Source organism: Yinghuangia sp. ASG 101, from assembly GCF_021165735.1.
GTDB lineage: Bacteria > Actinomycetota > Actinomycetes > Streptomycetales > Streptomycetaceae > Yinghuangia.
The window spans coordinates 1,267,509-1,280,136 of the sequence record NZ_CP088911.1; the positions used below are offsets into that span (position 1 = coordinate 1,267,509).

The window sequence follows — 12,628 nt, forward strand, 5'->3', positions numbered from 1 at the left end:
CCACGGGGGATTTCGCATGGCCAAGTTCAACCGACGTGCCGCTCCGCCGCCGGCCTCCGGTCCGGTGCGCACCACGACGCGCGTCCCGGCGACGCGGACGTTCGAGGGCGGTGCCGCGTACCTGCGCCAACCGCGCGGCGAACTCCTGCTGTTCGCCCTCACCAACATGGTCGGCGAGACCGCGTACTACGAGGCCGCGCAGGACCGCGACCGCCGGTTCCGCGACCTCGTGCACGACGTCGCGGCCGAAGACCCGCTGTGGATGACCGGGTTCGTGGGCTGGCTGCGCGACGCCGCGGGCATGCGCTCGGCGTCGCTGGTCGCCGCGGCCGAGGCGGTCTTCGCCCGGCTGACCCTCGGACTCCACGGCATGAACCGGGGGATCGTCGACGCCGCCCTGCAACGCCCCGACGAGCCGGGCGAGTTCCTGGCGTACTGGACCACGACGCACGGGCTGAACCTGCCCAAGCCGGTCAAGCGCGGTGTCGCGGACGCCGCGACGCGGCTCTACACCGAGCGCGCGCTGCTGAAGTACGACACCCCGGCCCGGGACTTCCGGTTCGCCGACGTCCTGGAGCTGACGCATGCCGCGCCCTCGCCCGAAAGGCCGTGGCAGGGCGCGCTGTTCAGGCACGCGATCGACCGCCGCCACGGGCGCGGCGACGCGGTCCCGGCCGCGCTGCGGATGATCGCCGCGAACCGCGCGCTGCACGACGAGGCGGCCGACCACCCGGCGGTGCTCCTGGACGCGGACCGGCTCCGCGAGGCCGGCATGACCTGGGAGGACGCGCTGTCGCTCGCCGGGCCGCGGCTGCCCAAGGCCCGCGTGTGGGAGGCGATCGTGCCGTCGATGGGCGTCATGGCGCTCATCCGCAACCTGCGCAACCTCGACGAGGCGGGTGTCTCCGACGAGGTGGCCGAGCAGGTGGCGCGGCGCATCGCGGACCCCGCGACGATCCGCGCCTCGCGGCTGTTCCCGTACCGCTTCCTGGCCGCCCACCGCGCCGCGCCGTCGCAGCGCTGGGACCACGCGCTCGACACCGCTCTGGCGGCGTCGACGGCGAACCTCCCGGCGCTGCCGGGGCGGACGCTGGTCCTCGTCGACACGTCGGGCAGCATGTCGTCGCGGGTGTCGACACGGTCGACGGTGACGCACGCCGACATCGGCGCGCTGTTCGGGGTCGCCCTCGCGCACCGGGGCGCCGACGTCGACCTGGTCGGGTTCGCGACCGGCCACTTCACCCACCCCGTGCACGCGCGCGGCGGGTCCGTCCTGCGCGACATCGAGGCCTTCTGCCGCCGCAACGGCGAAGTCGGGCACGGCACCGAGACGGTCCGCGCGCTGCGGGCGGCGTACGACGGGCACGACCGCGTGGTGCTGATCTCCGACATGCAGGCGTTCCGCCACGCGGGCGGCGACGCCGGCGGCCTTTCGGTCTCGGAGGCGGTGCCCGCGTCGGTGCCGGTCTTCGGGGTGAACACGTCGGGTTACGCCCCGACGGTGATCGCCGCGGGAACCCCCAACCGACACGAGATCGGCGGATTCAGCGACAAGCTCTTCACCCTGATGAACCTGCTCGACCACGGCCTCGACACCGACTGGCCGTGGTCATAACCCCGGACTCCCCCACCGCCCCGCCGACCACCCCTCCCCGACGGGGCGACACGGCATCCCGCCACACCGCGCGAAGCCGCCCGCCGACCCGACCTCGCCTTCCCCACACCCCTGATCGCCCACCACCGCCGCGCCGCCCGGCCGAGCACCTTGGCCCGGGCGGTGCGACGCGCATCGCGCCACAGCGCGCGAAGCCGCCCGCCCACGCGACCTCACCTCCCCCACACCCCTGATCGCCCGCTACCGCCCCGAGCACCTTGGCCCGGGCGGGGTAACGCGCATCGCGCCACAGCGCGCGAAGAGCCGCCCACCCCGACGGCCCGCCGCCGCCCGGCAGCTCGTGCCGCCCGGTCAGCCCGACTTGTGCGCGGTCGGGCGCTCGTGGTTGGCGAGTTGGTCGATGCTGAGATAGGCGTTGGTGTGCTCGAAGTCCTGGATGCTCGCGGGGCGGCCGGCCTGGAAGCCGGTGCGGACGAAATCGTCGCCGGCCGTCGCGTTGAGCGCCCAGTTGACCGCGACGCGGGTGCGTGCGGTGAACGTCCGCAGGGCCATGAGGTGGTAGCCCCGCGCGACCGCCTGCGCCGTGGCCCCGGACAGCTCGATGCCGAGCGGCTTGGAGACCGCGTCCCTGCCGCCCAGGTCGACCACGAGGCCGAGGTCGTGGTGGAAGTAGGGCCGCAGCGGGCGCCCGTGCAGGCCCGCGACCACGTTGTCGGCGAGCACCTTGCCCTGGCGCTGCGCGTGCTGCGCGGTGGGCGGGGTGATCGTGTCGCCGCCCTTCGCGAGGTCGGGTACGGCGGCGGCGTCGCCCGCGGCGAGTACTCCGTCCGTCCCGGGCACGGTCAGCTCGGGCCCGGTCACCAGCCGGCCGCGCAGCGTGTCCCTCGACAGCGTGTCCACGATCGGGCTGGCCTGGACACCGGCCGTCCAGATGAGGGTGTGCGTCGGCAGCACCCGCCCGTCGGTGAGGGTGACACTGGTCCGCTCGATCGCGCGGACGGACGTTTCCAGGGAGAATTCGATGCCGCGGCGCCGCAGCATGAACATCGCCTTGGCCCCGAGCTTGTCGCCCAGTTCCGGCAGCAGTTTGGGGGCGACGTCGACGAGGTGCCATTCGATCAGCGCCGGGTCCAGGCGCGGATACCGTTTCGCGGCGGCGGTGGTCAGGCGCTGGAGGCAGGCCGCCGTCTCGGTGCCGGCGTATCCGCCGCCCACCACGACGAACCGCAGGCGTGCGTCCCGTTCCGCGGGATCCTGCGTCACCGCGGCCAGGTCGAGCTGGCCGATGACGTGGTCGCGCAGGTAGGCGGCCTGGGCGAGGGTCTTCATCCCGAGGGCGTACTCCGACAGCCCGGGGATGTCGAACGTCCGGGTCGTGCTCCCCGCGGTCAGCACCAGATGGTCGTAGGGCACGTCGAGCATTTCGCCCGTCGTCTTGCGGACCACGCACACCTTGGCCCGCGGGTCGACACCGATGGCCACCCCGGGCAGCAGGCGCGTGCGGCGCAGCCGCCTGCGCAGCGAGACCGCCACCGACTGCGGCGTCAGGACCCCGGCGGCGACGTGCGGCAGCAGCGGGAAGTAGAGCTGGTAGTCGGTGGGGGTGACCAGCAGCAGGTCCGCCTCGGCGGGGCCCAGCCGGCGTTCCAGCCGGTGCAGGCATTCGGTCCCGGCGAACCCGCCGCCGACCACCACGATCTTCGGACGCGCCATGGGATGGACTCCTCACGCCGGATGTTGACACGACATTTCCCGGCTGCCCAGCTTTCCGGGGTTTCCACCCGATCTTTGTGATCCGTGCCGCCGACGGCGGCGACGGGACGGTCCGGCCGCCGGAGCCGACGGCCGACCGCGCGGATCGGCCCGCACCGCGGCGCCGGGCGGGGGTCGGTGGGGAGGACGGGGCGCTGGGCGGCTCCGGTCCGCCGGGACGACCGACGCGGACGCTCCCGGCGAGGGGGGCGAGGGCGCATCGGCACAGCCCGCCGACCTCGCGCGCTCAGGCACGGCCCCCTGAGGGCCACAACCCGGCCCGCACCGGGCCGGACGGACGCGATGCGCGCCCGCCGCGCGGCCGACGGTCGGCGTTTCGTACGGCCGCGCGGTCCGGATCCGGGCCGGGGCGGTCGTACCGGGGGTTCACTGATCCGCCGCTCCGCGCAGGACGCAGAACTCGTTGCCCTCCGGGTCGGCCAGCACGGTCCACCCCCGCTGCTCGCCCTGGCCGATGTCCACGCGGGCGGCGCCGAGGGCGAGGACGCGTTCGACCTCGGCGGCCATCGGGCGGTCGGTGGGGGTCAGGTCCAGGTGCAGCCGGTTCTTGACCTTCTTGGGCCCGTCGGGCACCCGGATGAAGAACAGCAGCGGCGGGTGCCCGCCCGCGCGGCGCTCCTCGGGGGTGCGGCGCACGTCGCTGATGAGCACGTCCCCGTCCTGGTCCTCCTCCAGGTGGGTGTACTCCAGCACCGCGCACCAGAAGTCCGCGAGCCCGCGCGGCTCCCGGCAATCGATCACGAGTTCCGTCCACACGCTCGCCATGGCGCCCACTCTCCCCCGCCGAGGGCGGTTCCATGCCGCGCGAACGCCTACGTCCTGAACCGGATCAGGCGCCGCATCCTGGCCGAGCGCCGGTCCGTCCCGCCCGTGCCACCGCAGGGCTGGACGAGCCCGGCCGTGGGTGTGTGACCCGGTGACCGCCGCAGGACGATCCGGCGGGGGTGTGGCCTCTCCCGCCGGGCCGTGCCTCCCGCCCGGCCGGGCCGGCGCCCGCACGGGCGCAACGTCCTGCACACGCCGGATCGTGGGCGTCGCCACGAAGCAAGCGGCGACGAACACCGAGAACGCGCGCGCCACGGTCGCCGTCGAATCGCCGCGGCGCCGCGGCCCAGCGCGGAAAATCGCGGGCGATCGGTCTGGGAACGTGTCGGGGCTCTTGCTACGGTCCGCGGCATGACGTCCACGGTGGTCTGGGGAACCGGGAACATCGGTCGGCTGGCCATTCGCGCGGTCCGGGCCGAACCGGCGCTGAAACTCTCGGGTGTTCTCGTGCACGACCCCGCGAAGGTCGGCCGCGATGCCGGTGAACTCGCGGGACTCGACGCCGAGTTGGGCGTCGCGGCCACCGACGACAGCAAGGCCGTGCTGAACGCCGCGCCGCGGGCGGTGGTGTACGCGGCGTCGGGTGACATCCGGCCCGAGGAGGCGTTGGACGACATCTGCCGCGCGATCCGGGCCGGCGCCGTCGTCGTCACCCCGGCGCTGTACCCGCTGTACGACCCGCGCGGCGCCGCACCGGAGTTCCGCGATCCGGTGCTCGCCGCCGTCGCGGAAGGCGGCGGCTCGCTGTTCGTCTCGGGCGTCGACCCGGGGTGGGCCAACGACATCCTGCCGCTCTTCGTCAGCGGACTCGGCGGCGTCATCGACGTGATCCGCTGCCAGGAGATCTTCGACTACTCGACGTACGACCAAGAGGACTCCGTCCGCAACCTGATCGGCATGGGCATGCCCCTCGACTACGGCGCGCCGATGCTGTGGCCGGAGATGCCGACCATGATCTGGGGCAGCCAGGTCCGGCTGATCGCCCGGGCCCTCGGCGTCGAACTCGACGCAATCCGCGAGACCATGGACCGCCGGGCGCTCGACACCGACGTGCGCACCGACACCATGGGCGACTTCGCCGCGGGCACGCAGGGCGCCGTGCGGTTCGAGGTCCAGGGCATCGTCGGCGGCGAACCGCGCATCGTCGTCGAACACGTCACCCGCGTCCACCCGTCCTGCGCCCCCGACTGGCCGCGACCCCCCGACGGTGTCGGAGCCCACCGCGTCATCGTCGAAGGCGACCCGCGCATCGAGGTCACCGTCGAGGCGTCGGATCGGACGGGCAACCGGGCCGCGGGCGGCAACGCCACCGCCGTCGGGCGCCTGGTCAACGCGATCACCTGGCTCGTGGACGCCGAACCCGGCCTCTACGACGCCCTCGACGTCCCGCTGCGCCCCGCCGTGGGCAGGCTCGGAAGGAGACCGACGTGATCATCGACATTCCCGAGGGCGAGGACCCGATTCCGTACGTGTGGGCCGAGATGGTCCCGCAGATCGGCACGGCAGCCGCGACGTACTCGATGGCGGTGTACGACCACAGCAGGCTCGGCCTGCGCGAGTTCGAGGCCGCGCGCCTGCGCGTCGCGCAGATCAACGGCTGCGTCTTCTGCCTCGACTGGCGTACGGAGCGCGACGGGGACAAGGTCGAGGAGGGTTTCGCCGACGCGGTGACCGACTGGCGCACCACCGACGCCTTCGACGACCGCACGCGCCTCGCGGCCGAGTACGCCGAGCGGTACGCCGTCGACCACCACGGCATCGACGACGCCTTCTGGACGCGCATGAAGGCGCACTACAGCCAGCACGAGATCGTCGAACTGAGCATGGCCATCGGCTCGTGGCTCGCGTTCGGCCGCCTCAACCACGTCCTCGGGCTCGACAGCACCTGTGTCCTGACGCACCACTGACGCGCGGCGGACGCGGCGGTCGTCAGGGCGGCACGGGCGGGTCGGGACGGTCGGAACCGTCGGCTCGGACGGCACGGCGGCACGGCGGCACACGCATCGACAGGACCCTCGACGGGTCGTTGGCGAATCGTGACCTTTTCGGGACACTACGTCAATATTCGCCGGGAATCCGCTGGGCCCATGAGCTTCCTCTCCGCACGCCGCCCCCCGGGCGAGGACGTGGCCGCGCTGGCCCGCCAGGCCCGCGCGTGGGATCACCCGGCAGCCACACCCCCGGTACGGCGGTTCTCCCCGCCACCGCCACCCGCCACGCGCGCGGGGTCGGGGGTGCCCGGAGGCCTCGCACGGGCGGTGCCGTGGCGCATCGCGCGGCCGTGGCGGCTTCGGCCCGCCTGACCCCGGACGCGCACACGTCGGGTGCCGGGCCGCCGACACCGCCCACACACGCGGTCACCACCGCACAGGGCGGCCGACGAGCCCCCGCCCCCGCCCCCGCCCGTCCCCTCAGGGCGCCACCGGGGTCAGCGGGTGCATTTCGCTCCGCATCTCGTCCTCACCGGGCTGGACCAGGCCGTACGAGCACTCGGGGACCTCGTTCCACGCCCCCGTCAGGTCGCCCAGCGGCTCGGACACCACGAGCCGCGTGTCCGGCGACACCACGCGCAGCACCCCGATCTCGGGGTGGAGGGCGCGCAGTGTGTCGATGTCGGTGCTGTAGAACAGCGAGCGCGAGTGGCGCTCGGTGGAGTAGCGGAACGCCCACAGCCGGGCCCCGTCCGCGACCGCGACCGTCATCTGCATCGCGTCGGGCACGCCGTGCCGCTCCGCGGCCGATTCGACCAGGCCGATCATGCGTTCGACCGCGCCGGGCACGTCGTCCTCCAAGCCGAGGCTGAGTGCCAGGTAGAACATCAGTTCCGAGTCCGTCGACCCCTCGATGTCCGCGTACAGCGCCGGATCCACCGCCATCGCCAACTCGCGCTTGACCGTGGAGAATCCGTTGATCGCGCCGTTGTGCATCCACAGCCAGTTGTGGTGGCGGAACGGGTGGCAGTTGGTCTGCTGCACCGCCGCCCCCGTCGACGCGCGGATGTGCGCGAAGAACAGCGGCGAGCGCACGCACCGCGACAGTTCGTGCAGGTTGCGGTCGCTCCAGGCCGGGCCGATGGCGCGGAACACCGCGGGCTCCGGCTCCGGCGTGGTGGCGTAGCGCTCGTCGGGGTACCAGCCGATGCCGGCTCCGTCGCCGTTGGTCGTCTCGACGCCGAGGCGCGCGTGGCGGCTTTGGTCGATCAGTGAGTGGGCCGGCTTGTAGATGAGTTCGTCGAGGTGGATCGGCGTTCCGGCGTACGCCAACCATCGGCACATTCGTCTCACCGTCCTCGCGGCTGCGCCGCACGATTCCCGGGCGCCGGCCAAGGCGAGGCGCCCCTCCTGTCCACGTTAGGCCGAACGGGGCATGCCTCGCCTGCGCGGGAGCCGCGGCGCCGGCCGCCCGGGAGCGGCGCCGAGGGTGTCAGCGAGCGGCGGGCTCGGCGGGTTTCGCGGCGGTGTAGAGCCAGGTGTCGGCCCACTGTGCCGCGTCCGCCTCGGAGAGTCCGGCGACGGAACGGGTGAGGGCCAACAGGTCGCCGGTGTCGGCGTTGCCGTGCCGGTGCTTCTCCGCCCACGCCCGCAGCAGCGCGGAGAAGTCGGCGTCGCCGATGCGTGTCCGCAGGGCGTGCAGGGCCATGGCGCCGCGCAGGTACACCGTCTGGTAGTCGAACATGTGCTCGCGCCCGGGATCGCCGGTCTTGCGGCTCCAGAAGGGGTCGTCCGCGGGCGTCGCGTAGTACTCGTCGAAGACCGACTGCGCGGACGGCCCGCCCCGGCTCTCTCCCCACAGCCACTCGGCGTACGTCGCGAAGCCCTCGTTGAGCCAGATGTCCGCCCACGTCTTCGGTGTGACGCTGTCGCCGAACCACTGGTGGGCGATCTCGTGGACGATCGTCGCCTCGTCCGGTGCGCCGTCGTACACGGGCCTGCTCTGCGTCTCCAGGGCGTAGCCGCCGCCGACACGGTCGATGATGCCGCCGGTCGAGTCGAACGGGTAGGCGCCGAACCGCTCTTGGCCCCATTGCACCGCTTCGGCGGTGACCGTCCGCAGTTCGCCGTCGGTCTCCTGGCCCGCGGGGTCGTACGCGGTGATGTGCGGAAGTCCCCCGACAGTACCGTCGGTTCGCGTGAAGTCGCCGATCGCGACCATCGACAGGTAGCTCGCCATCGGCTCGCGCATCACCCACGTGGCGGTGCTGCGGTCGCCGGAGACCCGCGGCGGGCCGGTGGGTTCGCCGTTGGCCAGGGCCGTCATGTCGGCGGCGGTGGTGATGTGGAAGGTGTACGTGGCCTTGTCCCGCACGTCGTCGTTGACGGGGTACCAACTCCGGGCACCGTCCGGCTGGTTGAGGGTGACGGCGCCGTCGTCGGTGATGATCCAGCCGTGCGCGCCGAGTTGCGGGTCGTCGACCGTCTCAGGTGTCCCCCGGTAGCGGACGCGGACGGTGAAGACGTGTCCGGCCGGGATCGGGGCGGACGGGGTGATGATCAGCTCCTGCCCCTCACGCCGGTGGTCGGCGGGGCGCCCCGAGACCTCGACCTCCTCGATCGCGGGTCCCGAGTAGTCCAGGTGGAATTCGTTCAGGTCCGCGGTCGCCCGTGCGGTGAGGGTGGCCTGCGCGGTCAGGACGGGGGACGCGAAGTCCAGGTCCAGGTCGTAGTGTTCGACGTCGTACCCCTGGTTCCCGGCGAACGGGAAGTAGGGGTCCCCGGCGCCGGAGGCCGGGATCGCGCCGCCGCGGGCCGCCGCCTCGACGGGGAGCGCGGCGGTCAGCGTCAGCGCGCAGGCGAGGCCGGCGACGGCCGCCGCACGCCGTCGTGTCCGGGTCGGCGGCCGTGTGCCGGTCAGGGACCGCGGGGTCGGGGGCGTGGTGGGATCGGGCGTCTCGTGCGCGCTTGTCATGGGCCGCAATCCTGGCCTCGGCGCGGTGGTTTTCGCCGGGCGACACTTCGCCGTTCCCCGAATGGACCACCATCGTGTCACTCGTCTCCCGGACCCGGGCGTACGCGGCGCTCGATCTGACGTCCTGTCAGTTGTCTTCCCAGTCGCGGACGTAGACCACCTGGCCGAGCCAACGCCGGGTGGTCTCGGTGAGGATGACGGTGCCGACCAGCGAGACCAGCGCGGCCACGAGCGCCAGCACCACGGCGTCGAGGCCGTCGGCGTGGTTTCCGGCGTACATCGCGCCGCACGCGGTGGCCACCCCGAACGCGAGCAACTGCGCGGGCAGGTCCGAGGGTTCGGGCGGCCCCCGCCAATGCCTGGCCTGCAGGCCGGCCTCGATGACGACGAACACGACCACGGGCGGCAGGATCCAGGCCGGACGCGCGTCGGCGAACGGCCCGGAGACGTAGAAGGTGTCGCACGCCGCGTAGACGACCAGGGCCACGTACGCGACGGCGACCACGGTGACGGCGAACCGGGTCGGCCCGGGCCGGGGTTGCTCGTGGCGCACGGGCCGCAGTCCGTGGGCGCGGTGCCGGTCGCGGCGGCGGTGCCCGGCCCGGGCCCGATGGGACGTCGCGTGGCGGGGGCCGGTCGTCCGCGGGTCGGCCGGGCGCGGGTCGGCCGGGCGCGGGTCGGCCGGGCGCGGGTCGGCCGGGCGCCGGTCGCGCACCGGGGGCCGCAGGTCGGCGGTGTCGTCCGGATCGGCCGGGGCGGGTTCGGTGGAGGTGCCGGTCCGCCCGGCGGTCGCGCGGGGTGCGGCGGCCCGCGCCGATGTCGGACGCGCGCCGCCTGACGGCTCCCCGGCCGAGGCGGACGGGGACGGGTCGGCGGTGCCGCGGGGACCGGGCGGGGCCTCCGCGCCCGGTGCGGCGTGCGAAGCCGATGCGGGGGGTGCCGGGGGTGCCGGGGCCGACGCGGTGGCGTCACCGCCGGGTATTCGGGCCGAGGCCGGGCCCGGGCCGCGCGCCGCCCCCGCGACCGCGGCGGCCGGTGCCTGTCCGGCGGGGACACCCGGCGCCGAGGCCTCCGGATCGGCCGCCCATTCCACCGGCTGCCCCGGGCGTCCCGCGGCCCTCGGACGTACGCCGGGGGTGCGGGCGGCGTGGTCCGGGCCGGAGGGAGCGGCGGAATCGGCGGGGTCGGGCGCTCCCGGGCCGCGCGGTCTCGGGACGAACACCCCGCTCGGCGGGGAGAGTTGGTCGTCCTCCCCGGCCACGACGGCGCCGTCGAGCCGGGCCAGCGCGTTGTCGATCGTCCAGACCGCCCACGCGCCCGGGTGCGCCGGGGACGCGCCGCGCCGCGTGTGGTCGGTCACCGCGTCGCGGCACAACAGCAGCCATTCGCGGGCGCGTTCGGCGGAGACCTCGGCGGGGATCCACTGGGCGATCGGCAGCAGGAGTTCGGGGGCGGCGGCGACCGCGCGGGCACCCGCGGCGACCAGCTCGGGCTGGCCGTCGGCCGAGCGCACCAGCAGCGCCAGCGCCCGGTAGCGCTGCAGGGCCGTCAGGTGCGGGCTGCCGAGCAGGGCGGCGAGGAACGCGCCGTCGCCGGCCGCCTCGACCTCGGCGACCAGCGCGGCCCGTAATGGCTCCGGCCCGATGGCCCCCCAGCGGGCGCCGTGTCCGGACGGGTACGCGGTCGCGAGGATGTCCTCGTACGCCCGCAGCACCGGCCCCTGCGGCTGCGCGAGGTCCCCGCGCCCGCGGTTGTGGACGTCGAAGCCGGCCCGGACCGCGCCCAAGGCGTCGTCGTGCGTCCCGGCGCCCACGAGCTGCTGGACCGCCAGCAGCGTGCGCAGCAGCCCGGAGTCGACCAGCCCGGACGGCATGCGGGCCTGCGCGATCCGCCGGACGTGACTCTCCTCGCGACCCAGGAGCACGTCCAACGGCCGTCTGTGCGGCCCGAGTTCGGGGTCGAAGCGGGCAAGCGCGTCGGCGAGCGCCGCCATGTGGAGGTCGCCGACGGTGAGACCGGCGTCGCCGGGCGGGACTGTGTAGCGGCTGGGCCGGGTCAGGTCGGGCACGGGGTTGTCCGGCCGGTCGTCGTCGATGCCGAGGTCGCGCAGCATCCGGATGCGCTCGACGAACGCGGCGGTGGCACGGCGGTAGAAGGCTTCCGCGCCGGTGTCCGGGGCGGTTCCGGTGTCCGCTCCGGTGGCGGCTCCGCCGTCGCCGCCGGGCGCGGGGTCGGTCCCGGTGAACGCGGCGGAGGCCGCGACGCGGAACGTCTCGCCGCGTCCCATCACGACGCTGCCGGTCCAGGTGCCGCGCAGGCGCGGCCACCAGTCCTGGCGTCCGCGCACGATGAGCAGGACGCGGATCGGCTGCCCGGTCCGCCGACCGCCCAACAGGTCGAACAGGGCGTGGACTTGGTCGAGCCGGGCCTCGGCGCCGTCGACGATCAGCAGCAGGGGCTGGCGCACCTCGGTGAACAGCGCGTACCCGCGGGGTGTGGGCCGCGGGACCTCGGCGAGGAAGCCGCCGGTCCACGCGGGCCGGCCCCGCACGTCGCGCGCGAGATTGCCGAGGAGTTCGAACGCCATGCGCGTCTTGCCGGTGCCGTCGGCGCCGGTCAGCGCGGCGACGTCGGTCCGGCGGCCGTTGAAGCACCACTCCCGCAGCGCCCGGGCGGTGGCGGGGTCGCCCGAGACGGGGACCACCTGCGCCGCCGGGTCGAGCAGGTACGACGACGAGAGTTGCGGGTCGGGGGAATCGGTCAGCAGCGGGGCCAGGTCGGCGGGGCGCAGCAGGGGCCGCATCCCGGTCGCGGCGGCCACGGTGTCGGCGAACCCGGGGGTGTTGAGGAGCCGGAACGCCGGGAGGACGAGGAGGGTTTCGCCGCGCCAGTAGTCGGCGGCGTTGGTCGCGAGGCCGACGACGGCGTCGTCGCAGTAGACGGCCGCGCCGGACATGCCCTGCCAGACGTCGAAGGACACGTCGTCGGGGCCGGCGAGTTCGAACACGTACATGCCCGAACGCGCGCGCCCGCGCGGGGCGATCCAGCCCTCCAGGCTCTGCGCCTGGGCCGCGGACCGCGGGCCGCCGGGCAGCTTGCGGTGCAGGGCCTGCGGGAAGCCGATCGTGGTGCACACCGGGCGTGCCCCGACCGGGTCGCACGTCAGGGCGCCCCAGCGGACGATGCCGAGGCCGGCGCCGAGGCGGGTGTGGTCGCCGCGCAGGAGGGCGACGTCGATCGAGGGATCGGTCCACAGGACGGCGGCTTCGTGTTCCGCGCCGCCTTCGAGTTCGCGGATGACGACGGGGCCGGTGTCGCGGTTGGGGCACGCGACGTGTCCGGCGGCGAGGACGACGCCGGGGGCGATCACACACCCGGACCCGCGGACGCCGGCACGCGGGTTGACGACCTCGACGGTCCGCCCGGGAGGCGTACCCCCCGAACCCGCGCGGTTGCGCACACAACCCCCCGACGATCGCACGAAACCGGAGACCAGTGTGCCGGATCTTG

9 protein-coding genes are annotated in these 12,628 nt (G+C 74.3%); 4 read left to right on the forward strand and 5 right to left on the reverse strand.

Annotation, left to right across the window (positions count from 1 at the left end):
* Positions 1-16 precede the first annotated feature (16 nt).
* The gene (locus LO772_RS05090; RefSeq protein WP_231777152.1) at positions 17-1,615 is read left to right on the forward strand and encodes a TROVE domain-containing protein; all 1,599 of its coding nucleotides are present in this window, start codon (positions 17-19) and stop codon (positions 1,613-1,615) included.
* Positions 1,616-1,966: 351 nt separating this feature from the next.
* On the opposite strand, the gene LO772_RS05095 is transcribed toward LO772_RS05090, so the two are convergent.
* Together LO772_RS05095 and LO772_RS05100 are read right to left on the reverse strand one after the other, a co-directional pair.
* Positions 1,967-3,328 (reverse strand): NAD(P)/FAD-dependent oxidoreductase, encoded by a 1,362-nt coding sequence (locus LO772_RS05095; RefSeq protein ID WP_231777153.1) that lies wholly within the window; start codon positions 3,326-3,328, stop codon positions 1,967-1,969.
* A 426-nt stretch (positions 3,329-3,754) separates the two neighbouring features.
* A complete protein-coding gene (locus LO772_RS05100) occupies positions 3,755-4,153 on the reverse strand; it encodes a VOC family protein (RefSeq protein WP_231777154.1) in 399 nt (132 codons plus the stop codon).
* Positions 4,154-4,564: 411 nt separating this feature from the next.
* On the opposite strand from LO772_RS05100, the gene LO772_RS05105 reads away from it, so the two are divergent.
* The 3 genes from LO772_RS05105 (at position 4,565) to LO772_RS05115 (ending at position 6,516) form a co-directional block, all read left to right on the forward strand.
* The gene (locus LO772_RS05105) at positions 4,565-5,644 is read left to right on the forward strand and encodes an NAD(P)H-dependent amine dehydrogenase family protein (RefSeq protein WP_231777155.1); all 1,080 of its coding nucleotides are present in this window, start codon (positions 4,565-4,567) and stop codon (positions 5,642-5,644) included.
* Positions 5,641-6,120 (forward strand): carboxymuconolactone decarboxylase family protein, encoded by a 480-nt coding sequence (locus LO772_RS05110; RefSeq protein WP_231777156.1) that lies wholly within the window; start codon positions 5,641-5,643, stop codon positions 6,118-6,120. Before LO772_RS05105 ends, LO772_RS05110 begins: the two co-directional genes overlap by 4 nt.
* Before the next feature lie 180 nt (positions 6,121-6,300).
* On the forward strand, positions 6,301-6,516 hold the full coding sequence (locus LO772_RS05115) for a hypothetical protein (protein ID WP_231777157.1): 216 nt from the start codon (positions 6,301-6,303) through the stop codon (positions 6,514-6,516).
* A gap of 108 nt (positions 6,517-6,624) precedes the next feature.
* On the opposite strand, the gene LO772_RS05120 is transcribed toward LO772_RS05115, so the two are convergent.
* The 3 genes from LO772_RS05120 to LO772_RS05130 all read right to left on the reverse strand — a co-directional run bounded on the left by LO772_RS05120 (position 6,625) and on the right by LO772_RS05130 (position 12,488).
* Positions 6,625-7,488: a class II glutamine amidotransferase gene (locus tag LO772_RS05120; protein WP_231777158.1), complete on the reverse strand. Its 864-nt coding sequence runs from the start codon at positions 7,486-7,488 to the stop codon at positions 6,625-6,627.
* Positions 7,489-7,636: 148 nt separating this feature from the next.
* Positions 7,637-9,118, reverse strand: a complete 1,482-nt coding sequence (locus LO772_RS05125; RefSeq protein ID WP_231777159.1) for a M1 family metallopeptidase — start codon at positions 9,116-9,118, stop codon at positions 7,637-7,639.
* Between the two features lie 127 nt (positions 9,119-9,245).
* Entirely contained in the window at positions 9,246-12,488 is a 3,243-nt protein-coding gene (locus tag LO772_RS05130) for a hypothetical protein (protein ID WP_231777160.1), read from the reverse strand.
* Positions 12,489-12,628: the final 140 nt, after the last annotated feature.

What these genes read in the sequence shown, in the direction of transcription:
- LO772_RS05090 (WP_231777152.1), top strand. Translation starts at nt 17, where the DNA reads ATGGCCAAGTTCAACCGACGTGCCGCTCCGCCGCCGGCCTCCGGTCCG.
- LO772_RS05095 (WP_231777153.1), bottom strand. Translation starts at nt 3,328, where the DNA reads ATGGCGCGTCCGAAGATCGTGGTGGTCGGCGGCGGGTTCGCCGGGACC.
- LO772_RS05100 (WP_231777154.1), bottom strand. Translation starts at nt 4,153, where the DNA reads ATGGCGAGCGTGTGGACGGAACTCGTGATCGATTGCCGGGAGCCGCGC.
- LO772_RS05105 (WP_231777155.1), top strand. Translation starts at nt 4,565, where the DNA reads ATGACGTCCACGGTGGTCTGGGGAACCGGGAACATCGGTCGGCTGGCC.
- LO772_RS05115 (WP_231777157.1), top strand. Translation starts at nt 6,301, where the DNA reads ATGAGCTTCCTCTCCGCACGCCGCCCCCCGGGCGAGGACGTGGCCGCG.
- LO772_RS05120 (WP_231777158.1), bottom strand. Translation starts at nt 7,488, where the DNA reads ATGTGCCGATGGTTGGCGTACGCCGGAACGCCGATCCACCTCGACGAA.
- LO772_RS05125 (WP_231777159.1), bottom strand. Translation starts at nt 9,118, where the DNA reads ATGACAAGCGCGCACGAGACGCCCGATCCCACCACGCCCCCGACCCCG.